The sequence below is a fragment of the Paenarthrobacter sp. AB444 genome (genome assembly GCF_028736865.1).
Lineage (GTDB): Bacteria > Actinomycetota > Actinomycetes > Actinomycetales > Micrococcaceae > Arthrobacter > Arthrobacter nicotinovorans_B.
Genome location: NZ_JAQZBY010000001.1, coordinates 645,957 through 670,409 on the forward strand (window position 1 = coordinate 645,957; position 24,453 = coordinate 670,409).

General features: G+C 63.3%; 24 protein-coding genes. 4 read left to right on the plus strand and 20 right to left on the minus strand.

Translation table 11 applies throughout. The annotated features are described in order from the left end of the window. Positions 1–19: 19 nt before the first annotated feature. Positions 20–184, minus strand: a complete 165-nt coding sequence (locus PQ627_RS02930) for an SPOR domain-containing protein (protein ID WP_144662557.1) — start codon at positions 182–184, stop codon at positions 20–22. Between the two features lie 108 nt (positions 185–292). Between PQ627_RS02930 and map the strand changes: the two genes are divergently transcribed. The 3 genes from map to PQ627_RS02945 all read left to right on the plus strand — a co-directional run bounded on the left by map (position 293) and on the right by PQ627_RS02945 (position 2,237). Further along, positions 293–1,171: a type I methionyl aminopeptidase gene (gene map, locus PQ627_RS02935; protein WP_144662558.1), complete on the plus strand. Its 879-nt coding sequence runs from the start codon at positions 293–295 to the stop codon at positions 1,169–1,171. Between the two features lie 72 nt (positions 1,172–1,243). Continuing rightward, positions 1,244–2,047: a polyphosphate--glucose phosphotransferase gene (gene ppgK, locus PQ627_RS02940; RefSeq protein ID WP_144662628.1), complete on the plus strand. Its 804-nt coding sequence runs from the start codon at positions 1,244–1,246 to the stop codon at positions 2,045–2,047. A 7-nt stretch (positions 2,048–2,054) separates the two neighbouring features. Further along, positions 2,055–2,237, plus strand: coding sequence for an SDR family oxidoreductase (locus PQ627_RS02945; protein WP_274258269.1), 183 nt, complete (start codon positions 2,055–2,057; stop codon positions 2,235–2,237). A 61-nt stretch (positions 2,238–2,298) separates the two neighbouring features. Here PQ627_RS02945 and nrdR read toward each other — a convergent pair whose 3' ends face one another. The 3 genes from nrdR to PQ627_RS02960 all read right to left on the minus strand — a co-directional run bounded on the left by nrdR (position 2,299) and on the right by PQ627_RS02960 (position 4,872). Beyond that, a complete protein-coding gene (gene nrdR / locus PQ627_RS02950) occupies positions 2,299–2,802 on the minus strand; it encodes a transcriptional regulator NrdR (RefSeq protein WP_144662559.1) in 504 nt (167 codons plus the stop codon). Between the two features lie 173 nt (positions 2,803–2,975). Further along, positions 2,976–4,334: a histidinol dehydrogenase gene (gene hisD / locus PQ627_RS02955; protein WP_274258270.1), complete on the minus strand. Its 1,359-nt coding sequence runs from the start codon at positions 4,332–4,334 to the stop codon at positions 2,976–2,978. Positions 4,335–4,338: 4 nt separating this feature from the next. Next, entirely contained in the window at positions 4,339–4,872 is a 534-nt protein-coding gene (locus PQ627_RS02960) for a hypothetical protein (RefSeq protein WP_144662561.1), read from the minus strand. Between the two features lie 109 nt (positions 4,873–4,981). On the opposite strand from PQ627_RS02960, the gene PQ627_RS02965 reads away from it, so the two are divergent. After that, complete coding sequence (locus PQ627_RS02965; protein WP_337993525.1) at positions 4,982–5,482, plus strand: flavin reductase family protein; 501 nt, start codon at positions 4,982–4,984, stop codon at positions 5,480–5,482. Positions 5,483–5,531: 49 nt separating this feature from the next. Here PQ627_RS02965 and dnaE read toward each other — a convergent pair whose 3' ends face one another. The 16 genes from dnaE to PQ627_RS03045 all read right to left on the minus strand — a co-directional run bounded on the left by dnaE (position 5,532) and on the right by PQ627_RS03045 (position 24,451). Beyond that, positions 5,532–9,089, minus strand: a complete 3,558-nt coding sequence (gene dnaE / locus PQ627_RS02970; protein ID WP_144662562.1) for a DNA polymerase III subunit alpha — start codon at positions 9,087–9,089, stop codon at positions 5,532–5,534. A gap of 22 nt (positions 9,090–9,111) precedes the next feature. Beyond that, positions 9,112–10,038: an RluA family pseudouridine synthase gene (locus PQ627_RS02975; protein ID WP_274258271.1), complete on the minus strand. Its 927-nt coding sequence runs from the start codon at positions 10,036–10,038 to the stop codon at positions 9,112–9,114. Continuing rightward, entirely contained in the window at positions 10,031–10,627 is a 597-nt protein-coding gene (lspA, locus tag PQ627_RS02980) for a signal peptidase II (protein WP_274258272.1), read from the minus strand. The genes PQ627_RS02975 and lspA overlap by 8 nt, the downstream gene beginning before the upstream one ends. A gap of 118 nt (positions 10,628–10,745) precedes the next feature. Then, entirely contained in the window at positions 10,746–11,435 is a 690-nt protein-coding gene (locus PQ627_RS02985; RefSeq protein ID WP_144662565.1) for a DivIVA domain-containing protein, read from the minus strand. 155 nt (positions 11,436–11,590) lie between these two features. Further along, complete coding sequence (locus tag PQ627_RS02990; protein ID WP_144662566.1) at positions 11,591–11,878, minus strand: YggT family protein; 288 nt, start codon at positions 11,876–11,878, stop codon at positions 11,591–11,593. A gap of 108 nt (positions 11,879–11,986) precedes the next feature. Beyond that, positions 11,987–12,523: a cell division protein SepF gene (locus PQ627_RS02995; protein ID WP_144662567.1), complete on the minus strand. Its 537-nt coding sequence runs from the start codon at positions 12,521–12,523 to the stop codon at positions 11,987–11,989. Positions 12,524–12,608: 85 nt separating this feature from the next. Continuing rightward, positions 12,609–13,373, minus strand: a complete 765-nt coding sequence (locus tag PQ627_RS03000) for a YggS family pyridoxal phosphate-dependent enzyme (RefSeq protein ID WP_274258273.1) — start codon at positions 13,371–13,373, stop codon at positions 12,609–12,611. Continuing rightward, positions 13,366–14,079, minus strand: a complete 714-nt coding sequence (locus PQ627_RS03005; protein WP_274258274.1) for a polyphenol oxidase family protein — start codon at positions 14,077–14,079, stop codon at positions 13,366–13,368. Before PQ627_RS03005 ends, PQ627_RS03000 begins: the two co-directional genes overlap by 8 nt. A 26-nt stretch (positions 14,080–14,105) precedes the next feature. Continuing rightward, entirely contained in the window at positions 14,106–15,323 is a 1,218-nt protein-coding gene (ftsZ, locus tag PQ627_RS03010; RefSeq protein WP_144662570.1) for a cell division protein FtsZ, read from the minus strand. Between the two features lie 215 nt (positions 15,324–15,538). Then, on the minus strand, positions 15,539–16,498 hold the full coding sequence (locus PQ627_RS03015; protein WP_274258275.1) for a cell division protein FtsQ/DivIB: 960 nt from the start codon (positions 16,496–16,498) through the stop codon (positions 15,539–15,541). After that, positions 16,491–17,861 (minus strand): UDP-N-acetylmuramate--L-alanine ligase, encoded by a 1,371-nt coding sequence (gene murC / locus PQ627_RS03020; RefSeq protein ID WP_274258276.1) that lies wholly within the window; start codon positions 17,859–17,861, stop codon positions 16,491–16,493. The genes PQ627_RS03015 and murC overlap by 8 nt, the downstream gene beginning before the upstream one ends. Beyond that, entirely contained in the window at positions 17,858–18,973 is a 1,116-nt protein-coding gene (gene murG, locus PQ627_RS03025; protein WP_274258277.1) for an undecaprenyldiphospho-muramoylpentapeptide beta-N-acetylglucosaminyltransferase, read from the minus strand. Before murG ends, murC begins: the two co-directional genes overlap by 4 nt. A 6-nt stretch (positions 18,974–18,979) precedes the next feature. After that, positions 18,980–20,281 carry a putative lipid II flippase FtsW gene (gene ftsW / locus PQ627_RS03030; protein WP_274258278.1) on the minus strand — a complete coding sequence of 434 codons (1,302 nt, stop codon included), beginning with the start codon at positions 20,279–20,281 and terminating at the stop codon, positions 18,980–18,982. Between the two features lie 2 nt (positions 20,282–20,283). Continuing rightward, a complete protein-coding gene (gene murD / locus PQ627_RS03035; protein WP_400451616.1) occupies positions 20,284–21,873 on the minus strand; it encodes a UDP-N-acetylmuramoyl-L-alanine--D-glutamate ligase in 1,590 nt (529 codons plus the stop codon). After that, positions 21,855–22,964, minus strand: a complete 1,110-nt coding sequence (mraY, locus tag PQ627_RS03040; protein WP_144662576.1) for a phospho-N-acetylmuramoyl-pentapeptide-transferase — start codon at positions 22,962–22,964, stop codon at positions 21,855–21,857. Before mraY ends, murD begins: the two co-directional genes overlap by 19 nt. Then, positions 22,961–24,451, minus strand: coding sequence for a UDP-N-acetylmuramoyl-tripeptide--D-alanyl-D-alanine ligase (locus PQ627_RS03045; RefSeq protein WP_274258280.1), 1,491 nt, complete (start codon positions 24,449–24,451; stop codon positions 22,961–22,963). The genes mraY and PQ627_RS03045 overlap by 4 nt, the downstream gene beginning before the upstream one ends. Positions 24,452–24,453 lie beyond the last annotated feature (2 nt).

Genomic DNA, 24,453 nt, shown 5'->3' on the forward strand with positions numbered 1-24,453 from the left:
GGCCTCGGTCGAGGCTGGCCTAATCGTCGTCCTGGGCATCCCAGGCGTCGTTGCGTGCTTTGACCTTTTCCAAGGCGTGCTCGGCTTCTTGCCGGGTCTTATACGGGCCAATCAGCTGGGTCCAATCGGACATGGCGTCCTCTTCGATCTCGTGCGTCTTGACGTTGTACCAGTACTCCGTCACGTCTCCTCCTCCTGGCTCGGGCCGTTGGACGCGTAACGTTGGCGCGGTCACAGTGACCTTGCCGCACATTGTTACTTACGTCTCGTGCGTGCCTTATATGATCAATCTATGCCTTCTCTTGCTTCGACCGCACCCATTGGCGCCCTCACCCCGGGAACCATCAGCCCTGAACGCTCCGTCCCCGCGTCGATTCCCCGGCCCGAGTACGTCGGGAAGAAGGCGCCGGCGAAGTTCACCGGCTCAGAGGTCAAGTCACCGGAGACCATCGAGAAGATCCGCAAGGCCAGCAAGATCGCGGCACAAGCGATCGTCGAAGTCGGCAAGCACATTCAGCCAGGTGTCACCACGGACCAACTGGACAAGGTCGGCCATGAGTTCCTCCTCGACCACCAGGCTTACCCGTCCACCCTGGGATACCGGGGCTTTCCAAAGTCCCTCTGTTCCTCCCTCAACGAGGTCATTTGCCACGGCATCCCCGACTCCACGGTGGTCCAGGACGGGGACATCCTGAACATCGACATCACCGCGTTCATTGGCGGCGTCCATGGGGACACCAACTACACTTTCCTGGTTGGCGACGTGGACGAAGAGTCCCGTTTGCTGGTTGAGCGTACGCAGGAGTCGCTCAACCGGGCCATCAAGGCCGTGGCCCCGGGCCGCGAAATCAACGTAATCGGCCGGGCGATCCAGTCCTACGCCAAGCGCTTCGGCTATGGCGTGGTGCGGGACTTCACTGGCCACGGCGTGGGCGAAGCCTTTCACACAGGCCTCATCATTCCGCATTACGACGCAGCCCCGGCATACAACACCGTGATAGAGGCGGGCATGGTCTTCACCATCGAACCCATGCTCACCCTCGGCACCATCGAATGGGACATGTGGGCTGACGACTGGACAGTTGTCACCCGCGACCACAAACGAACGGCCCAATTCGAACACACGCTGCTGGTCACCGAGACCGGCGCGGAAATCCTGACCCTTCCCTAAGCTCTCCGGAAGGTCCACACAGCCCGGCTGGCTGTGCCCTGCCCATCCCCTCCTGCCATGATCGGAAATGCATTGTCCAAGAAGGATGAGAAGACCCACAAGAACGCGCCGCTGATCGGTATCGACATCGGCGGTACCGGAATCAAGGGCGGCATCGTCGACCTGAAGAAGGGCAAGCTGATTGGCGACCGTTTCCGGGTTCCCACCCCGCAGCCGGCCACGCCCGAGGCCGTCGCCGATGTCGTTGCCGAGATCGTTGAGGAACTGTCCAAGCGTCCCGACGCGCCGGCAGCGGATTCCCCCGTGGGCGTTACTTTTCCAGGCATCATCCAGCACGGCGTGGTCCATTCAGCGGCCAATGTTGACAAATCCTGGCTCGAAACCGACATCGACAAGAAGTTCACCCACCGCTTGGGCCGTCCTGTCGAGGTCATCAACGACGCCGACGCCGCAGGCCTCGCCGAAGCACGCTACGGCGCGGGCGAAGGTGTCGACGGCACGGTCCTGGTGATCACCCTCGGAACGGGCATCGGGTCAGCGTTCATCTTCAATGGCCAGTTGGTCCCCAACGCCGAGCTCGGCCACCTTGAGGTGGACGGACACGACGCCGAGACCAAGGCGTCCGCCGTCGCCCGCGAACGCGACGGCCTCAGCTGGGACGAGTACGGCGTGCTGCTCAACCGCTACCTCCAGCACGTGGAGTTCCTCTTCTCCCCCGAACTTTTCATCGTGGGCGGCGGCATCTCCAAGCGTTCGGACGAGTACTTCCCCCACCTGGACCTCCGCACCAAGATCGTCACGGCAAAGTTGAAGAACGACGCGGGCATTGTTGGCGCAGCCCTGGAAGTTGCCCTGCACCACAAACTCGCCAAGTAGCTTGTCCATGGTCGGGGCAAGCGGCAGGGCACACGCTGTCGAGGCCGATGTCAGCTGCCCAACCGACGTCGAACGCTTGTTCGATGAAGCGCGCAGGTGGGGATCCGTGACGGCCGTTATCAACAATGCGGCCGTCACGGGCAATCTGATCGGCCCCTTGGTGGACGCGCCCGTGGAAACAGGACGCTGATCCCCCGCGGGATGTGGTGCCGGTGGCGGCTGCGGCTTCCCCTCCGCTGCCGCCACCGGAGCTAGAGTTGGCTCGCCTCGGTGCCCTTGGGTTGCTTGCTGGCTGCTTTCGCGTGGCCAACATGTTCGTGGCGAAGCAGGGCAATGGCGGACTCGAAGTCTTCCAACGATTCAAAGGCCTGGTAGACGCTGGCGAAGCGGAGGTAGGCCACCTCATCGAGTTTGCGGAGCGGACCAAGAATGGCGAGCCCCACCTCATGGGCATCGATCTCGGCGGCCCCGGAAGAACGGATGTTCTCTTCCACTTCCTGCGCGAGCATGGCGAGATCGTCCTCTGTGACAGGCCGCCCCTGGCAGGCCTTGCGGACGCCGCTGATCACCTTGATGCGGCTGAACGGTTCACCGACGCCTGAGCGCTTGATGACGGAGAGGCTGGTAGTTTCCACGGTGGTGAAGCGACGGCCACACTCGGGGCATTGCCGGCGGCGGCGGATGGAAGAGCCGTCGTCCGCCATTCGGCTGTCGACGACGCGGGAATCAGGATTCCGGCAGAACGGACAATACACGCTGGGCCTCCCCTGACAACTCCGGCACGTGGGCCAACCGGCAAGTCGCCGGATACGCAAAAGGTGCCGGAAGATTCACTTCCGGCACCAGTTTACGTAGGTACCCGCGATAATGACAAGCTTGTAATTACTACATGTTGTGGTGGGCACCCTTATATGTAGTGGTTATCGCTCTACTGAAAGCGGATCCGGACAGCATCTCCATGGCCCGGGAGGTCTTCCGCCCCGGACAAGCTGACGATGTGCCCGCTGACCTGTTCCAAGGCCTCGCGGTTGTAGTTGATCACCTGCACTGCGCGCAGGAAGGTGGTCACGTTCAGCCCGGAAGAGAACGCCGCTGTGCCACTGGTGGGCAGCACGTGGTTGGATCCGGCGCAGTAGTCGCCCAGGCTGACCGGGCTGTAATCCCCGACGAAGATCGCTCCGGCGTTGTGGATGCGGGCAGCCACCGCTGCGGCATCCGCCGTCATGATTTCCAGGTGCTCCGCGGCATACGCATTGCAGACCGCGATCCCCTGCTCAAGGTCATCCACCAGGACCACGCCCGACTGTGGGCCGGACAAAGCCTCCAGGACACGGGCGCTGTGCTTGGTCTGGAGGGCTTGCCGTTCCAGCTCACGGACGACGGCGTCAGCCAGCTCCGCGGAATCGGTCACCAGGACCGAAGCTGCTTTGGGATCGTGCTCGGCCTGGCTGATCAGATCCGCCGCCACCAGTGGAGGCTGCGCGGTGGAATCGGCGAGGATGGCGATCTCCGTGGTTCCCGCCTCCGAGTCGATGCCCACCACACCCTTGACCAGGCGCTTTGCCGTGGCGACGAAGATGTTGCCCGGGCCAGTAACGACGTCGACGGGCTCGATGGGCAGTTCATCCCCGGAACCCGGGATGCCGTAGGCAAACGAGACGATGGCCTGCGCGCCACCGATGGCATAGACCTCGTCAATGCCCAGAAGCTTGGCTGCCGCGAGGATCGTGGGGTGCGGCAGTCCGCCAAAGTCCTTCTGCGGCGGTGACGCCAGGGCAATGGATTCGACGCCGGCAGCCACCGCGGGAACGACGTTCATGATGACGGAGGAAGCCAAGGGAGCGAGACCGCCGGGCACGTAGAGACCCACCCGGCCTACCGGGATCCAGTTCTGGCTCACAACGGCGCCGTCTCCGAGGGATACGTCCACACTGGCGGGGCGCTGGCGGTCGGCGAACTGCCGGGCCCTGCTGATCGACTCTTCCAGTGCCGCCCGTACATCCGGATCAAGCCCGGCCAGGGCCTCGTCCAGCGCTTCCCGAGACACCCGGGGGTGGGACTGTTCCACGCCGTCGAACTTACTGGCCAGCTCCGTCAGCGCGCTGAAGCCGCGGGTGCGGACAGCGGAAATAATGTCCTGGACCTTCTGTTCCGCGTCCGCCATGGTCTGATGGCGCGCCCTGGGAACAGCTGCACGGAGCTCCGCCAGGGACAGGCGGCGGCCCCGGAAGTCAATGCTCCGGAAGTTAAGGGCGGCTGGGGCGGAAGTATCGGAGGAAGTGGTCACCCGGCTATTTTACGGGCTTCTTGGAAAGAACCCCGAACAGTGACAGGACGAAGGTGACAAAGGACGTCGCACCGGTCCACAGCAACAGCACGGCATAGGACCGGAGGGTAAAGCCGTACCCCGGGCCAAGGCTCGGGTTGGGCGGAGGACCCCACAGCTGTGCCGCGAGCAGGCCGGTAAGCCAAGCGGTGAGCGCACCCGCCACACCTCCCAGCAGTGCGTATACCAACCGGCGCCGCGCGGCCGCTCCTTCGAGCTTTCCGTCGAGCAGGAGCCCCACGACGCACCCGGCCACCAGCATGAGGGCCGCCAGGACCAGGTCGCGCGGCAGCCATGACGAGGGGTTGTCAGGGTTCGACAGATCGGGATTTCCGGAAATGAGATTGAGACCGCCCGGAGCCATCAGCCACCACAACAGGCCGACGACAAGTCCGGCAACCGCAGGCAGAACCAGCCAAAGGAAGTCCCTTCCCGCGCGTGATCCGGGGGCCGGAGCCGGTTGGGAAACAGTCGGAAGGTTCACAAGGGGCTCGGTCATGCAACCCAGATTAACAAAGGTTTACGCTGGCCCGGCAAAAAGAGGGAACCGGCGCCCGGGAGGAATACTCTGGGAGAAGAGTACGAGCCCACCCCAGGAGAACACCACCGTGGCAAGCGAACCATCCGGCTTTGAACAGACTTTCAGGGAAATGTTCCGCAGGCACGCCGCCGGAGTTGCCATCATCACGGCCAATCTCAACGGCAAACCCTTCGGATTTACCGCGACGTCCGTTGCGTCATTGTCCGCCGAGCCACCCCGCTTCACCTTCAACATGGCCAGGAGTTCCAGTTCATGGCCGGCCGTGGCAAACGCGGAATACATCGGCGTCCACATGCTCGGGCTCGAAAACCAGGCATTGGCCAACAGGTTCGCCCGCACCCGGGACCGCTTCGAAGGCGATCATTGGGAACCAGGTCCCCACGACGTGCCGATCCTCAAGGACGTCAGCGGGTGGCTGGTCGGCAAGATCCAGATGCGCTTGTCTTTTGAGAACAATGCAGTGGTCGTTGTGGAGGTCGTGGATGGCCAGGTGGGCGGAGACGGTGCACCGCTGCTGTACCACAGCGGCGCCTACAGCCAGCCGGCTCCGCTATACTACGAAATTTAGCGCGGCCCAGCGGAGGTGCAGCGGCACGGGGACCCGGCTTGCCTTGGTTTCAATGGTCCAGGCAGGCCGGCCCAAGCAGGACCTTGAGGTCTCCGAAGAGCGAAGGACTGGGATTCACCCGAAGATGCACGGGCAATCCCATGACCTCTACCTTGGTGTCGCCCATCAGTTTCAGCCTGACCTCTGAATTCCCCCGGTGCGTGCGGAGGACATCCCGCAGGTCCGTGACCACTGCTTCAGTGGCTTTGAACGTGGGGATGGTGATGACCACGGGGCCGTTGACGCTTTCACTCAGATCGGGCACCGAGAGTTCCATGCAGTTCAGGGTCACTGCGCCATCGTCCCGCCGCTGCAGGCGGCCCTTGACCACTACGATCAAGTCTTCAGCCAGCACGGAGGCGATAGGCCCGTAGACCTGGCCAAAGAACATGACCTCCATTGACGCCCCAAGGTCCTCGATCTCCGCCCGGGCGTAGGCGTTGCCGCTGGCCTTTGCGATCCTTCTGCTCAAGGAGGTGATCATCCCCGCAATGGTGACAATGGCGCCGTCGTGCGGTCCGTCCTCGGCGATGATCGACGCAATGGACTGTTCGGCGTGCTGGCTGAGGACCCCCTCCAGCCCCTGCAGGGGGTGGTCCGACACGTACAGGCCCAACATGTCGCGTTCGAAGGAAAGCTTGTCCTTCTTGTCCCATTCGGGAAGATCGGGAATCTCCGTGGTGAGCGAAGCTTCCGGCTCCTGGTCTTCAAACCCGGCAAAGAGATCGAACTGGCCGATGGCCTCATTGCGTTTGAGCGTAATGACCGAATCGATGGCTTCTTCGTGGACCATCGCCAGGGCCCTGCGATGGTGGCCGAGGGAATCGAAGGCGCCGGCTTTGATCAGCGATTCAATGGTCCGCTTGTTGCAGACCACGGCGGGGACCTTCAGCAGGAAGTCCTTGAAGGACGTGTACTTCCCCTCGGTCGCCCGGGTGGAGACCATCGCGTCCACGACGTTGACGCCAACGTTGCGAATGGCGCCCATGCCGAAGCGGATGTCCTGGCCCACCGGGGTGAAGTTCAAGGACGATTCGTTGACGTCCGGCGGCAGCACGGTGATGCCCATGCGGCGGCACTCGTTGAGGTAGATCGCGGACTTGTCCTTGTCGTCGCCCACCGAGGTCAGGAGGGCGGCCATGTACTCCGGCGCGTAGTGCGCCTTCAGGTAGGCCGTCCAGTAGGAGATAACCCCGTACGCGGCCGAGTGCGCCTTGTTGAAGGCGTAGTCGGAGAACGGGAGGAGAATATCCCACAGGGTCTTGACGGCCTCCATGGAGTAGCCGTTGTCCTGCATGCCTTGGGAGAACCCGGCGAACTGCTTGTCCAGTTCGGACTTCTTCTTCTTACCCATGGCACGCCGAAGGATATCTGCCTGGCCCAGCGAGTAGCCGGCCAGCTTCTGCGCCACGGCCATGACCTGCTCTTGGTACACGATCAGGCCGAAGGTGCCGCCCAGGATCTCTTTGAGCGGTTCCTCAAGCTCCGGGTGGATCGGGATGACCTCCTGGATGCCGTTCTTGCGCAAGGCGTAGTCCGTATGGGCGTTGGCGCCCATGGGACCTGGCCGGTACAGGGCAAGGACTGCGGAGATGTCTTCGAAGTTGTCAGGCTTCATGAGCTTCAGCAGCGACCGCATGGGACCGCCGTCGAGCTGGAACACGCCCAGGGTGTCGCCGCGGGCCAGAAGCTCGTAGGACGCTGCGTCGTCCAACTCAAGTGTCTCGAGGTCCAGTTCAATGCCCCGGTTCATCTTGATGTTTTCCAGGGCGTCCGAAATGATCGTCAGGTTTCGCAGGCCCAGGAAGTCCATCTTGATCAGGCCAAGGCCCTCGGACGTGGGGTAATCGAACTGGGTGATGACCTGGCCGTCCTGGAACCGGCGCATGATCGGAATGACGTCGATGATGGGATCCGAGGACATGATCACGCCGGCAGCGTGGACACCCCATTGGCGCTTCAGGCCCTCGATGCCAAGCGCAGTTTCGAAGACCTTGGCGGCCTCGGGGTCAGTGGCGATGAGTTGGCGGAAGTCCCCCGCCTCGCTGTAACGCTTTGACTCGGGATTCTGGATGTCCGCGAGGGGGATGTCCTTGGCCATGACGGCAGGCGGAAGGGCCTTGGTCAGCGTCTCGCCCATGCTGAACGGGTAACCAAGCACACGCGAAGAGTCCTTCAGCGCCTGCTTGGTCTTGATGGTTCCATAGGTCACGATCATCGCCACGCGTTCGTCACCGTACTTCTTGGTGACGTAGTCGATCACTTCCGAGCGGCGACGATCATCGAAGTCGACGTCGAAGTCGGGCATGGAAACGCGGTCGGGGTTAAGGAAACGTTCGAAGATCAGGCCGTGCTGGAGCGGGTCGAGGTCGGTGATCCTCATGGCGTAGGCCACCATGGAGCCTGCACCGGAACCACGGCCCGGACCTACGCGGATGCCGTTGTTCTTGGCCCAGTTGATGAAGTCGGCCACCACGAGGAAGTATCCGGGGAAGCCCATGGACGTAATGACGCCGAGCTCATAATCGGCCTGCTTGCGTACCTTGTCCGGGATTCCGTTGGGGTACCGGTACTTCAGTCCCGCATCGACCTCCTTGACCAGCCAGGAGGTTTCGTCTTCTCCGGGCGGGCAAGGGAAGCGGGGCATGTAGTTGGCGCCGGTGTTGAAGGACACTTCGCAACGCTCCGCGATCAGGAGCGTGTTGTCGCAGGCTTCGGGATGGTCACGGAACAGCTCCCGCATTTCCTGCGGAGATTTCAGGTAGTAACCACTGCCCGAGAAGGCGAAGCGCGAACCGCCGTTGTCGTACGTAGGCTCAAGCAACGTGGAACCGGATTGGATGGCCAGCAAGGCCTCGTGCGCCTTGGCGTCGTGTTCGTGGGTGTAGTGGAGGTCGTTGGTGGCGACCAGGGGGAGGTTAAGTTCCTTCGCCAGGCGGAGCAGGTCTCCGGTGACACGCCTTTCAATGTCCAGGCCGTGGTCCATCAACTCGCAGTAATAGTTTTCCGCGCCGAAGATGTCCCGGAACTCCGCGGCGGCTTCCACGGCCTCCCGGTAGAGCCCCAGGCGAAGCTTCGTCTGCACCTCACCCGATGGGCATCCCGTGGTGGCAATGAGTCCTTCGGAGTAGGTGTTGAGCAGCTCCCGGTCCAGGCGGGGCCACTTGCCGAAGACAGAATCCAGGGAGGCAATGGAGGAGGCCCGGAACAGGTTCCGCATACCCACGTTGTTGTAGCTCAGCAACGTCATGTGGGTGTAGGAACCGCCACCGGAGACGTCGTCCTTGCGCTGGCTTTCGTCGCCCCACCTGACGCGTTCTTTGTCGCCGCGCGCCGTCCCGGGAGTTACATAGGCTTCGACGCCGATGATCGGCTTGATGCCCTTGTCCGTGGCCTTGCGCCAGAAGTCGAAGGCGCCGAAGAGGTAACCATGGTCCGTGGTGGCCAAGGCCGGCATGCCCAAGCGCTCAGTTTCGTCGAACAACTCCCCCAGCCGGGCCGCTCCATCCAGCATGGAGTATTCGGTGTGGGTGTGAAGGTGGACGAACGAATCATTGCTGGAAGTCACCACGACAGTCTACCGTCCCGGGCTAGGCGGACCCTGTTGCCAGAAGGTCCAAGGCGTACTGGAGATCGGCCGGATAGTCGCTGACAACCTCCACCCATTCGCCCGTGCGAGGGTGGGTGAAGCCAAGCTGGCGGGCATGCAGCCATTGCCGGGTCAATCCAAGGGTCGCGGCCAGGCGGGGGTCGGCCCCGTAGGTGAGATCTCCGGCACACGGGTGGCGCAAAGCGGAGAAGTGGACCCTGATCTGGTGGGTGCGACCCGTCTCCAGGTGCACTTCGACCAAGGTCGCCTTGCCGAAGGCCTCCAAAACCTCATAGTGGGTGACGGACGGCCGACCGTCCTCGATAACCGCGAACCGCCAGTCATGGCCGGGGTGGCGGCCAATGGGCGCATCAATGGTGCCTACCAGCGGGTCGGGCAGGCCCTGCACGACGGCGTGATAGACCTTCTCGACGGTACGTTCCTTGAAGGCCTTCTTCAGCACCGTGTAGGCGTGCTCAGTCTTCGCCACCACCATGACACCGGAGGTCCCGACGTCGAGCCTGTGGACGATGCCCGCCCGCTCAGTGGCGCCGGAGGTGGAGATACGATAACCGGCACCCGCGAGGCCGCCAACCACCGTCGGCCCAACCCAGCCCGGAGAGGGGTGCGCTGCAACTCCCACAGGTTTGTCGATGACAACAAAGTCCTCATCGTCCAGCAGGATCTTCAGGCCTTCCACAACTTCCTCCACCACTTCCAGGGGGTCACGACGCTCGGGAACCGTGATGTCCAACACGGCGCCTGCAGTAAGCTTTGCCGATTTGCCCAAGGCAGCACCACCACTGGTGACATTGCCTTCAGCTATCAGCAGTGCTGCGGCGGACCTGGAGATGTCCAGCAACCGGGCCAGCCCGGCATCGGCACGGACGCCAGCCAGTTCGTCGGGTACGACGACGGAATCACTCACCGGCGCCACTCCCACCGGCCGGCTTCCTGTCCGAGGCAGGCTTGGCTGCCACGTGCCGGCTTCCGTCCATGCCGATCCCCCGCAGGGTGAGCAGGCAGATGATGACGACGCCGGATACCACCGCTGAGTCAGCAATGTTGAAGATGGCGAAATTGGGCAACTGGATGAAGTCGACAACGTGGCCCATCGCGAAAGAGGGTTCGCGGAACAACCGGTCGGTCAGGTTGCCAAGGGCACCGCCCAAAAGCAGGCCCAGGGACAACGCCCACCAGGCCGATCCCAGCTTACGAAGCTGGAAGAGAATCGCCACGGAGACAGCCGCCATGACGATGGTGAATATCCACGTCACATTTTCGCCGATGGAAAATGCTGCGCCGGAATTCCTGATGTAGTACCAGTGCAGCAGTGGGGGCAGGACCGGGATACGCTCCCCCTCGGTCATGGTGCTGGTCACCCAGAGCTTGGTGAGCTGGTCAAACGTGTACGCGAACGCGGCGAAGCCGGCAAAGAGCCAGAGCATGGCCGGACGCCACTTCCGCCGCGCGGTGGGCGCAGCCTGCGAGGCGTCGTCGCTAAGGTCGTCTGTCATAGTGCTTTCATTCCGGAGGCGTGGCGGGCTGCTTCTTGGCGCGGTTGTCCGCCTTGGTCTTTAACAAGCAAAGGCCGGTGGCCGAGGAGTCCTCAGCCACCGGCTTTCAGAATACTTGCTAAACGTCTGCGGTTGCTTCGCCGACCTCAGGGGCGGCAACGGAGCCACGGGCATCCAGATCGCGCAGCTGACCTTCGATGTAGGCCTTCAGGCGTGAACGGTAGTCACGCTCGAAGCCACGGAGCTGCTCAACCTTGCGCTCCAGGACCGAACGCTGCTGCTCGAGGGCACCAAGGATCTTGCGGGACTTCTCCTGGGCGTCGTTGACGAGGCTGGAAGCCTCGATCTGAGCCTCGGCAATGATCTTTTCCTTCTGCTGCGCACCATCGGCGACATGCTTGTCGTGCATCTGCTGCGCCATGGCAAGCAGGCCGGCAGCGGATTCAGCGGAGGGAGTCACACTGTTGCTTGCGGCCGGAGCCTTCGCAGCTGCGGCAGCCTGCTCGGCTTCCTTCTTCTTGGCAGCTTCGGCAGCCTTGGCTTCGGCTTCTGCCTTCGCCTCAGCTTCCTTGTCGACCTTGACGGGAGCCGGAACCTTTTCGACGACCGGAGCCGCGGCGGTTGCAGCAGGCACAGCGGAACCAGCTTCGCCGAGCTTCTTGCGAAGCTCGTCATTCTCCTGGTTCAAGCGGCGCAGTTCCACCACGATCTCGTCGAGGAAGTCATCTACCTCGTCCTGGTCGTAGCCTTCGCGGAACTTGGTCGGCTGAAAGCGCTTGTTGACAACGTCTTCTGGCGTCAAAGCCATCTGGTCACCTCGTTGGTCTAGTTAGTCAGTAGGCCTTCCGGCCGTTCAAAACTACGGTACCTAAATATCATCTGTTTCCTCCAATTCAACACCATCGTGTTGAATTGGCGAATTTGCGGCCTGTGGACCATCGGTGGCCCTGGTTCCGCGGGCGGCTACGCCAGGTTGTTGGTAATAGCCATGGCGATGCTCACGGCGATTATCAGGATCAGGAAGCCCAAATCCAAGGATATTCCGCCCAGCTGGAGTGGCGGTATCAGCCGCCGGAGCCTTGCCAAGGGCGGATCCGTGACGGAGTACACCACGTGTGCTGTTACCAATGCCACACCGCGCGGCCGCCACTGGCGGGCAAACATCTGAACCCACTCGAAAACGAGGCGGATGATCAGGGCGATGAAGAACAGGAACAGCACGATATAGATAAGGCCGAAAACAATGCCCACGAGTTAGCTCAGATCTCCCACTTGTTCCGGAACGTCGATCGGTCCCTACTATTGCAACACAGATGCCAGGCAGGGTGACCCACCTGGCATCTGCTTAACAGCTTGTTGTCAGCTCTGGTTGAAGAAGCTGGCCTGCGTTTCGCTGGCCTTCTTGTCATCTCCGATGACTTCAACATACGACGGCGACAACAGGAAGACCTTGTTGGTAACCCGCTCGATGCTGCCGTGCAGGCCAAAGACCAATCCGGCGGAGAAGTCCACCAAGCGTTTGGCATCGGCCTCACCCATGTCGGTGACATTCATGATGACGGGGATGCCGTCCCTGAAGCTCTCACCGATGACCTTGGCGTCATTGTAGGAGCGGGGATGAACGGTGGTGATCTGCCTCAAGCCCGAGGCATCTTCGCGGCTGGACGCCGCACGCTTAATGGGTGTCACGGGTGCGCGGTATTCCTCTTCGACCTCAACTGGGGGCATTTCACGGACAACTTCCCGGACGGGAGCCGGCGCGCGTCGCTCTTCCCGTTCCTGTGCCTGGGGGCGTTCTTCGTCGTGGTGCGCGGCGACGGACTGCTCAGATTCGTAGTGTTCATCGCCGTCGGCGAGCCCAAGATAGATCATTGTCTTGCGCAGAGCGCCAGCCATGGTGCACTCCTATCGTTTCTGCAGTAGGCGGGCCGCCATGACTTGACATATTGGAACCCCGGCCCGTCATTCCAATACTTTGACGCTACCCCACGGCTGGACGGGAACCGAGAATATCGGAGCCAATTCTCAGGTGTGTCGTCCCGAACTTCACGGCGGCCTCCAGGTCCTGGCTCATGCCGGCCGAAATGCCCGTTGCGCCAGGGTGGTCACTACGCAAGGCCTCGGAAATGCCGGCCAACCTGGCGAACGCTTCCTCGGGATCGGCACCCAGCGGCGCAACCGCCATCAGGCCGGACAGCCTCAGCCCGGGGGCGGACTCAATGCGTTCTGCGAGGTTCCCCACGAGTTCCGGCGCGGCACCGCCGCGGTGCGAACCGGCGTCGTCGTCCAGACTGACCTGGATGAAGCAATCGAGGTCGGTCCTTCCGGTGGCCTCCTGCTCCCGTGCGATGGCTTTGGCCAATGCATCAACCACTTGGAGCCTGTCGATCGACTGGACCGAGGATGCGTACTTGGCTACGGACTTTGCCTTGTTGCTTTGCAGTTGACCGATGAAGTGCCAGCGAAGGTCCAGGCCGGATAGTTCGGCAGCCTTCGCCGCAGCTTCCTGGTCACGGTTTTCGCCGACATCGGTGATTCCCAAGGCGGAGAGTCGGCGGACGTCATCGGCGGGATGGAACTTTGTGACTACTATCAGCCGGGGAGCTTCTGTCCGGCCGGCGGCCGCAGTGGCTGCCTGAATCCGGTGTGTAACGACGGTAAGGCGCTCCGCCAGTTGCGCGGAGCGGGCGTCACCGTCCCCGGCGATACCGCCATGGTGGCCGCCGTCGTTGCTTACGTCAGTCATGCGTCCATACCAATCCTGCGAAGCGGCCGGTGCGTGGATCCCGCCGGTAGGAGAACAGCGCTTCGCTCTCCAGGGTGCACTCCCCCAGGTACTCCACCGCGACTCCCGCCGCGTCCAACTGGGCACGAACCCCGGCCGGCAGGTCCAGCGAGGGCGTGCCCCAGGACGTGGAAGACCAGGTGGCCGGCACTGCAGCGGCAACCTCGGAGCGCAGTTGCTCCGGAACTTCGTAGCATGCTCCGCAGATGGAGGGGCCAACCCAGGCACGTATGTCCAGGGCACCATGGTCACGCATCCCGGCAACCGTCGAGGTCACTACTCCCGAAGCCACCCCCGGCCGTCCGGCATGGGCAACCGCGATGACCGGGTCGGCGCTGGAATCAGTTCCCACCAGGACCACAGGCACGCAGTCGGCCACCATCACCGCCAGCGGCTGGGGCGAACCGTTGGGGATGACCGCGGCAGAGACCATGGCATCGGCGGTGGGGCCGGCGCCGTGGGAGGCGATGAACTCGACGTGGTTGCCATGAACCTGGTCCATGAATTGAAACTTCCTGGGGCCCAGGGCTGCTGCTTCTTCCAGCTGGACACGGCGTATGTTCACGTCGTCGGGGTTGTCCCCCACATGGAGGGCCAGGTTCCCGGCGCCCGTATCCGTGAAGGCTACGGTGACGCCGGGCAGGACTTCATCTCGCCACAAAAACACCAGGTACTAACTCTTCCGGACGCGGCTTACTTCAGGAAGTCAGGTACGTCGAGGTCGTCCGAGCGGCTGCCCGAAAGATCCGGTTCAACCACAGCGGGCAGATCGACGTCGAAACCTGAGTCGGCGGGCAAGGCGGAAGGACGCTGCTGGCCCCAGTTGCTCAGTCCGGAGGCGCCGATGCCTGCCGTTGCGTGCTGCGGAGCAGCGTTCGACGGCGCACTGGACGGCGCGGCCGGCCGGTCAGCCGGCACGGGGTTCTGGGCGGGACGGGACTGGTCCATCGACGGCGAGGTGGCCTTGACGTCGTCGAACCCTGCGGCGATGACCGTCACGCGGGCCTCGTCACCAAGGGCGTCGTCGATGACCGCACCGAAAATGATGTTGGCTTCGGGGTGGGCGACTTCCTGGACCAGGCGGGCTGCCTCGTTGATCTCGAAGAGGCCAAGGTCCGAGCCACCCTGGATGGAGAGCAGCACGCCATGGGCACCGTCAATGGAGGCTTCCAGGAGCGGGGAGGCAATGGCAAGCTCGGCAGCCTTGACAGCGCGGTCCTCGCCCCGGGCGGAGCCGATACCCATCAGGGCCGAGCCGGCACCCTGCATGACGGACTTGACGTCGGCGAAGTCCAGGTTGATCAGGCCCGGAGTGGTGATGAGGTCGGTGATGCCCTGGACACCGGAAAGGAGCACCTGGTCCGCGGAGCGGAAGGCGTCCAGGACGGAGACGTTGCGGTCGCTGATGGACAGGAGGCGGTCGTTGGGGATCACGATCAGGGTGTCGACTTCGTCGCGGAGCGCGTCGATGCCGGCTTCGGCGGAACCGGCACGACGACGGCCTTCGAAGGTGAAGGGACGGGTCACCACGCCAATGGTCAGCGCGCCGAGCGAGCGCGCGATGCGCGCAACCACGGGAGCGCCACCGGTGCCGGTGCCACCGCCTTCTCCAGCGGTAACGAAGACCATGTCAGCGCCGCGGAGAACTTCTTCGATCTCGTCAGCGTGATCCTCTGCGGCCTGCTTGCCAACCTCCGGGTTGGCGCCGGCGCCGAGACCGCGCGTCAGTTCGCGGCCGACGTCAAGCTTGACGTCGGCGTCGCTCATGAGCAGCGCCTGCGCGTCAGTATTGATGGCGATGAACTCGACTCCCCGAAGGCCGACCTCGATCATGCGGTTGACTGCGTTCACGCCACCGCCGCCGATGCCGACGACCTTGATGACGGCCAGGTAATTCTGCGGTGCTGCCACGTTTCGTGCCCCTTGCTTGTGTCCTATAGCGAAACTGATCGAGTCCAACGTGAATCCTTGGACCTTAACCCTCTAGTTGAAGGTTATAGTTATGTCAAGTAACTCTACTGCGACGGTATTTCCTCTGGTTCGCACATGCAATGACCGCTTGCGCGTGTCGTGTGAATGTCGCGAATTAAGGCTACCGGCGCCTGCAGTGTCACTCTCGAAGCTTGTTATTTGGTGAATGGATGCCGCGGCACGCTGACGTCGTAGACGCTCACGGGAACCTTGGGATCGGCCGGCATCTTGAGCAACGCCTCAAGTGCCTTCGCCTTCAACTCCCTGTCCTCGGCATTGCCCCACACTACCGTCTTTCCGTCCACCAGTCTGAGTTCCACCGCATCCGGCGAAGCAGCGGACGCGGTGGACATCCTGGCCCGGACGTCCGCAGGCAAGGTGTCCAGAACGGCAGCAATGGCCTTGAACAGTTCAGTGTTGGTTGACGCCGCGCCCGCGTCGATCAAAGGGAGCGCCACGGCCGAAAGGTCCTTTGTAGCCCCCAGCTGCACTCCATCGACATCAACCATGATGTAGGAATCGCCTTGCTTGAGCAGAGCCACCGGGACGCGCTCGTTGACGTGAACCAGGAGCCCGGACGGTGGACGGGCCTCCATGGTCGCTGACCTGACCTGCACCAGCGGCTTGAGGAGCTCATTGATCTCCTGCTCGCTGACCTGCGGCAGAGGCTTACCGTCAAGGGGTGACAACGCCTTTTGGACGGCGTCGGGCGTCAACAATGTGGTGCCGTCAACCGTTATGGACCGCACTGCCAACGCTGGGGAAAAGATGGCCCCAGCGATCAGCGCGGCAACAAGGGCAGTCACTACGGACACGGTCCACCACACAACCCGGCGTTGGCGCCGGCGCTTGGGCTCCGGAAAGGCAATGACGTTGTCCCCGGATGGCCCGGAGGACTTGGACGCCTTCCCGGCGGTCTTGGCATTGGATGATTTCGCAGATTTGCCGGCGGACTTGCCCACTGCTTTGCCGCCCGATGCGGCCTCGGGTTCGAGATCACGCTGGGCGCTGATGACGCCACCGGAGTCACTGCCGCCCGAACCGGAAGGACCCGCAGCGTCCTGGCCGCCCGCACTGGCGGTCGGCTTGAACGTCGGCTTCCGGGTGCTAGCCACCCAGCGCCTCCACGATCATGGGCCCATACGCTGTGACGTCTCCGGCTCCAACCGTCAGGACCACATCACCCTCACCCGTGGCCGCGACGATGGCATCCACGGCCTCAGCGGCCGCGACAAGGCGCCCGGTGGACAACTGCTCAGTAATCAACGTGCTGGTGACACCGGGAATGGGGTCCTCGCGCGCAGGGTAGATATCCAGGACCAGGGCCGTGTCCGCGGCATCCAAGGCGGACGCAAACTCACGGGCGAATTCGCGGGTCCGGGAAAACAGGTGCGGCTGGAAGAGGACGTGCACCTTGTGCTCCCCCGCCACCGAACGTGCCGCTGAAAGGGCTGCCCGGACCTCCGTGGGATGGTGGGCGTAGTCGTCATAGACCCGGACTCCGCTCCCCTGTCCCTTCAGTTCAAACCTCCTGGAGGCACCTGTGAAGTGACCCAACGCTGCCGCGGCGGCAGCTGGAGCCACACCGAGTTCAAGGGCGACGGCGAACGCCGCTGCTGCGTTCAGCGCATTGTGGCGGCCCGGTACCTTCAGGTCGAGGCGGTGGATGTCATCGCCAACTCCCACCGAAACATCTCCCGGGCCACCGTCATGGAGCTTGATGTCGGCGTCCTGCGATGTCCCGTAGCTAAGGACACGGGTAGTTCCGGCGGCAGCGGTGCGTTGGGCGAGGGCAAGCGCGCCCGGGTCGTCGGCGCACGCAAGCAAGAGGCCATCCGGGGGCAACAGCGCTGCGAAGGCGTCGAACGAGGCAAAGACCGCTTCTGGCGTCCCGTAGTGGTCCAAGTGGTCGGCCTCGACGTTCGTCACCACGGAGATCAGCGGCTGATAGTTCAGGAACGAGCCATCGGATTCATCAGCCTCGGCCACAAAGATGTCCGAAGAACCGTGCGCCGCATTGACGCCCAGCGAAGGAACGTTTGCCCCGATGGCGAAGGACGGGTCCAGGCCTGCTTCCTTAAGGAGCACGGCAATCATGGACGTGGTGGTCGACTTTCCGTGCGTGCCTGCGACAGTGACCACCCGGTGACCGGCCATGGTGGCAGCCAGCCCTTCAGAGCGGTGAAGAACGGGCAGTCCGGCGCTGCGTGCTGCGACGAGTTCCGGATTGTCGGCCCTGATGGCCGAGCCCGCGACGACCGTCTGGGCATCGCCAAGGTTGGCGGCGTCGTAGCCAACAGCGATCCGTGCGCCGGCTGCTGCGAGGTCCCGCATGACCGGAAGGTCCTTGGCGTCGCTGCCGCTCACCGGGACCCCACGGGCCACCATGATCCGGGCGACGGCGGACATGCCGACGCCGCCGATGCCAACGAAGTGGACCCGGCCGAGGTTCTCGAGGGGGACGATGCTGTTGGTCATGCGGATACCGCTTCCAGGACAAGATCAGCCATGCGCTGATCGGCGTTTCTAATACCAAGGGCTTCAGACTTCCGGGCCATGGCGTTCAACTTGCCACGGTCCGAGAGCAGGGGAATCAGCTCCTGCTCCAGCCACTGCGGACCAAGGCCCTGGTCGGCCACGAGCAGTGCACCGCCGGCTTCCACCAACGGAGCAGCGTTCAACGCCTGCTCCCCGTTCCCGATCGGCAAGGGTACGAAAACCGCGGGAACACCAACCGCAGCGACCTCGCTGACTGTTCCCGCTCCAGCGCGGGCCAGCAGCACATCGGCGGCGGCGTAAACGTTCTCCATCCCATCCACGTACTCGACCTGCCGATAGCCCTCACCGGCCAGCAGGCCGCCGTCGTCGTTCTTGACGGCTTTGCCGACGCCGGTGATGTGGAGCGTCTGGATGCCGGCCGCGGCGAAGGCGGGCAGGGCGGCCGCGATGGCCCGGTTGATGCTGAGGGCACCCGACGAACCGCCGGTCACGATCAACGCCGGCCGGTCGGGGTCCAGGCCGAGCAGGGCCTTGGCAGCCGGAGCGGCCGAGCCCCGGTCGAGCGTGGAGATGGCGCGCCTCATAGGCATCCCCACGTGGCGGGCGCCCTTCAGGCGTGTGCCTGCGAACGCCACGGCGACGTGGCGGCTGAACCTGGCACCGACGCGGTTGGCAAGCCCTGCCTTCATGTTGGCCTCGTGGACGACGATCGGAATACCGAGTCTCCGGGCCGCGAGATACATGGGCGTGCACACATATCCACCCACCCCTACCAGGACGTCGGCCTGCGCGTCTTCGAGGATGCGCCTGGCCTGCTTAACTGCCCCGGCGAGGCGGCCCGGAAGCTTGAGCACGTCAACGGATGGCCGGCGCGGGAAGGGAACGCGGTCGATGGTGGCCAGCTGGTAACCGGCCGCCGGAATCAGCCTGGTCTCCATTCCCGACGGCGTTCCTACAGTCAGGATGGACGCATCCGGCCGTTTTTCCTTGATGGCATCGGCGATGGCCAGCAAGGGGCTGATGTGCCCGGCCGTTCCGCCGCCTGCGAGGACGACCGACAATGGCTTGGACGCGTGGGAATCAGAAGTCATGAAGTGCTAGGTACGCTTTCGTGCGGGTTTGGGTGAACGGCGCGGCAGGAATCGTGGACGTTGCTGGGGTGGCAGCTGGCCGCGGGCCAAAGACAACACTACGCCCACACCACACAAGGACATGATCAGTGCCGAACCGCCGTACGAGATGAAAGGCAAGGGCACTCCCACCACGGGAAGCAGCTGCGTGACGACCGCCATGTTCATGCTCGCCTGGCCCAGGAGCCACACCATGATCCCACCGGCCAGGGTCCGCTGGAAGGGATCGGTCTGGCGAACCACCACCCGGAAAATCGCAATCCCCAGGATGGCAAACAGCACCAGGACCACAATGGTCCCCACCAAGCCGAGCTCCTCACCGATGATGGCGAAGATGAAGTCGTTGTGGGCCTCAGGGAGCCAGTTGTATTTCTGCCGGCTCTGGCCAAGACCCAGGCCTGTCCAGCTCCCCTGCGCCAGGCCGTACATGCCGTTGGTTGACTGGAAATCGAAGTCGAACTGCTCGGTGCACGATGCCGAAGCCGTGCCCAGCCAGGAAGTAATGCGGCACATGCGGTTGGAACTGCTGACCGTGGCAAGAATGGCCCCGACCACGCCCACGACGCCCGCGATGCCCAGCATTCGTCCGGGGACGCCGGCGAAGTAGAGGCCAGCGGCTGCGATGGCCGCTATGACAATGACAGTACCGAGGTCGTTGCCGAGCATCACCAAACCGATGACCAGCCCTGCTCCCGGGACTACCGGGATGATGACATGCATCCAGCGGTTGAGGAGCTTCTGCTTCCGTGCAAGAACGGCGGCAATCCACACGCATAGGACAAGCTTGGACATCTCGGAGGGCTGGAGCGTGACACCACCGATGTCGATCCAGTTCTTGTTTCCGTTGACGCTGTTGCCCATCACCTGAACCAGGGCGAGCAGCACCACGACTGCGCCAAGGGCCCACCACGACAACTTCTTCATCCAGTCAACGTTGGTCCGCGAAATGATGTACATCGCGAAAAGGCCGACGACGCCAAACGCGGCTTGCTTCATGGCATCGGCGTAGGGCGACTTTCCTTCGGAAATGGCCTCGACGCTGGAAGCGGACAGCACCATCATGATGCCAATGGCCGTCAGCGCCAATGCACAGCCCAGAATGAGGTAGTACGTAGAGCTGTTGGGAGCCTTGCTTCTGCCTTCAAGGCTTTCCCAGAAGCTGCGCCAGTGCCGACGGAGTCCTTGGGGCTGTCGGCCGCCTTGGGGCGTGGCCTTGTCCTTCCCGTCCTTTGGCTCCTTGCCGCGGGTGCGGGTGGGCGTGCTGACCATTGTTACTCCTCGGTGGTCTGTGCCTGCCCTTCCACAAGCTCGCGAACTGCCTGGACGAATGCGTCGCCACGGTGAGCGTAGGAAGAGAACTGATCCATGGATGCAGCCGCCGGCGCCATCAGGACGGTATCGCCGGAGGTGGCTACGCCCGCCGCGGACGCCACAGCCTGGGCCATGACGGTCTCGCCGAAGATTGGCGAAGCTGCGTTACCGGCTGCGGTCTGCACACTCTCAGTGTCACCCTTGGCTTGGGATATCACGGGGACATCCGGCGCGTGTCGCTGGAGCGAAGCCTCAAGCTGGCCGGTGTCCGTTCCAATCAGGACCACAGCCTTGAGCCGGGGTGCGTGCTCCTTGATCAGTTCGTCATAGTTGACGCCCTTGGACAAGCCCCCGGCAATCCACACAACGTTCTGGAAGGCCGAGAGGGCCGCCGAGGCAGCATGCGGATTGGTCGCCTTGGAGTCGTTGATCCACAGGATGTCGTTGTGCTTGGCCACCAACTGGATGCGGTGGGCGCCGGGCAGGTAGTTGACCAGGCCCTGCTTCACTGCGGCAGGTTCAACGCCGTAGGCCCGGACCAAGGCTGCGGCAGCCAGCGCGTTGGCCACCATGTGGCGCGGGGCGACCGGACCGAGGTCTGACATGGCAGCGAGCTCTGCCGCCGAGTCCTTGCGCTCAGCGATAAAGGCCCGGTCCACCAGGAGGCCGTCCACTACCCCCAGCATGCTGATGGCCGGGGTGTTGGTGGTAAAGCCGATGGCACGGCAGCCTTCGACGACATCCGCCTCCTCCACCATGCGTTCTGTTTCGATCTGCTCGGCGTTGTAGATCGCGGCCTTCTGGGTGTTCTCGTACACCTTGGCCTTGTCCGCGAGATAGGACGCATAAGAGCCGTGCCAGTCCACGTGGTCCTCGGCGACGTTCAGGCACACGCTTGCCACCGGCGACAGGGAGTGGCTCCAGTGGAGTTGGAAGCTGGACAGCTCCACCGCAAAGACGTCGTAGTCAACGGGATCCCGGAGCGCGTCCAGGATCGGTGTTCCCACGTTGCCCACGGCGATTGCCTTCAGGCCCGCGGCCTGAAGCATGGATTCGGTCATTCCCACCGTGGTGGTCTTGCCGTTGGTTCCGGTGATGGCCAGCCATTCGGTCGTCTTGCGTCCTTCGCGGACGCGCAGGCGCCAGGCCAGTTCGACGTCGCCCCAGACCGGGATGTGCTTCCGCTTGGCCGCTGCGAGCAGAGCTTGGTCCGGACGCCAGCCGGGCGAGGTCACCACCAGGTCGGGCAATGCGTCGTCGATCAACGGGAGGGTGTTGACGGCGTCTTGCCCCAGAAGGACATCGACAGCTCCCACGATCTTCAGGGTGTCCGCCTGGGCTTTGGCTTTGTCGGTGGTTGCGGCATCCACCACCACCACTTTGGCGCCAAGCTCGATCAGCGTGTCGGCAGCCGAGAAGCCGGACAGGCCGATGCCTGTCACCACAACCCGCAGCCCGCTCCAGTTGGCATCCCAGCTGGTGAGGTCCTTGAGCCGGTCGGAGGTGAAAGTCATGTTTTCGGGGCTTTCGTTCACAGCAGCACCACCCATTCAGCGTAGAAGATTCCCAGGCCCGCGGCCACGAAAAGCCCGGCAAGGATCCAGAACCGGACCACTACCGTGACCTCGGCCCAACCCTTCAGTTCGAAGTGGTGCTGGAGCGGGGCCATCTTGAAGACCCTCTTGCCCCCGGAGAGCTTGAAGAAGCCCACCTGGATGATGACCGAGAGCGTAATGAGGACGAACAGGCCGCCAATGAAGGCCAGCAGCAATTCCGTGCGGGAGAGGATGGCGAAAGCTGCGACCGCTCCGCCGATGGCCAGCGAACCGGTGTCGCCCATGAAGATCTTGGCCGGTGAAGTATTCCACCAGAGGAATCCCACCAAGGCAGCACTGAGGATCGCGGCGAGCAGGGCGAGATCCATGGGGTCCCGTACCTGGTAGCAGCCGCTGCCGAATTCCCGGGGAGAGCCGCAGGCCTGGTTGTTCTGCCAGATTCCCATGATCGTGTACGCGCCGAAAACCATGATGGACGCGCCTGCGGCAAGGCCATCCAGGCCATCCGTGAGGTTCACACCATTGGTGGCTGCCGTGATGATCAGGTTGGACCACACAATGAACAGGATGGCACCCAGTACCGTCCCGCCGAAGGCAAGGTCCAGCCAGGGAATGTCCCGCACCAGCGAAATCTGCGTCGAAGCGGGCCGGAGTCCGTCCTCGTTCGGGAACTGCAGGACCAGCACGGCGAAAATGATGCCGACTGCCGCCTGGAGGATGAGCTTGGCGCGTGCATTAAGGCCCAAGCTGCGCTTGTTGGAGATCTTGATGTAGTCATCGAGGAACCCGACAAAACCCATGCCGACCATGAGGAACAGCAGCAGAAGCCCGGACGCCGAAGGACCGGCTGAACGGGGATTCATCATCCACATGATCAGGTGGGTCACGAAGTAGCTGATGAGCACTGCCGCCACCACGACGGTTCCACCCATGGTGGGGGTACCGCGCTTCGTGTGGTGCGAGGTGGGCCCATCATCACGGATGAATTGCCCGTAGCTCTTGGCTACCAGGAACCGGATGAACAGGGGTGTGCCAATCAAGGCCACCAGAAGGGCGACGCCGGCGCCGATCAAAAGTGCAATCACAGCAGCTCGTTCCCTTCGCTTGCGGCAGGTTCTGCCGCGCTTTCTCCGGTGGGCTCGGCCCGTGGAGGTAATGCTATCCGATCGCCCAAGTGCCTCAGCCCAACCCCGTTGGAGGACTTGAACAACACGAGGTCGCCCGGCCTGAGTTCGTTCTGCAAGAGCTCGTAGGCTTCCTCCACGGTCTCCGTGAAGGAGCATTCGTCACCCCAGGAGCCTTCCTGGATCGCCGAAACGTACAGGGCGCGTGCTTCGCGTCCGACAACCACCAGTCGGGAGATGTTCAGCCGCACCACCTGTGTGCCCACCGCCGTGTGCTCGCGGATGGAGTCTTCGCCCAGCTCAAGCATGGCTCCCAGGACGGCCCACGTCCTCCGGCCTTGCCCGATGTCCGCCAGGGTGCGCAGTGCTGCGCGCATGGATTCAGGGTTGGCGTTGTAGGCATCGTTGATGATGGTGACGCCATCTTCGCGTTCGGTGCGTTCCATCCGCCACCTGCTCGCAGCCTGTTGCGAGCTCAAGGACGATGCGATGTCGGCGGCCGGAATGCCCGCGGCGAACGCCGCGGCAGCGGCGGCCAGCAGGTTCGTCACATGGTGGGCGCCGATAAGGCGGCTGTGGACATGAACCGAGGGGCCGCCGTCGGGAAGCACGAGATCAAAGCCGGGGTAGCCGTCAGCGTCCACCACCACGTTGCGGGCCTCAACCTCTTCGGTGGTTGCCGGCTGGGCCGAGAATCCCAGCACCTTCGCCTTGGTCCGTGAGCGCATGGCAGCCACGCGGCCATCGTCAAGATTAAGCACAGCGGTGCCGTTTTCGCTGAGGGCTTCGACCAGCTCGCCCTTGGTTTTGGCAATATTCTCCACGCCGCCGAACTCGCCGGCGTGCGCGGTGCCAACCATCAGGACAACCCCGATGTCGGGTTTGACCATGCCGGCCAGGTACTTGATGTGCCCCAGGCCCGTTGCACCCATTTCGATGACCAGGAAGCGGGTCCGGGCGTCAGCTGCGAACACCGTAAGCGGAACGCCTACCTCACCGTTGTACGAGCCCTGCGGAGCCACCGTGGCTCCGGCCGTGGACAATATCCCGGCCAGGAGGTCCTTGGTCGTCGTCTTTCCCGCTGAGCCGGTGATGCCGACCACCGTGAATTGCTCACCGCGCTGTTCACGCTCGGCCCGGATACGGCGCACGGCTTCAGCAGCCACGGCGCCCATGGCCAGCACGGCATCGTCCACCACTACGGCGGGATACGGGTTGCCGTCGGCGTCGGCAACTTCGCGTTCGGCCAGGGCCAGGACGGCTCCCCGTGCGAACGCGGCGTCGACGAAGCTGTGGCCGTCGGCGTGCTCGCCAGGCTTGGCCACGTACAGCGCGCCAGGAGTGGCCTCCCGCGAGTCAGTGACCACAGAGGAAGGAACGATGCCCGGATCTCCGGTCAATCGGCCATGGGTGATGTCGGCGATCTCCGCCGCAGTAAATGCAATCATCT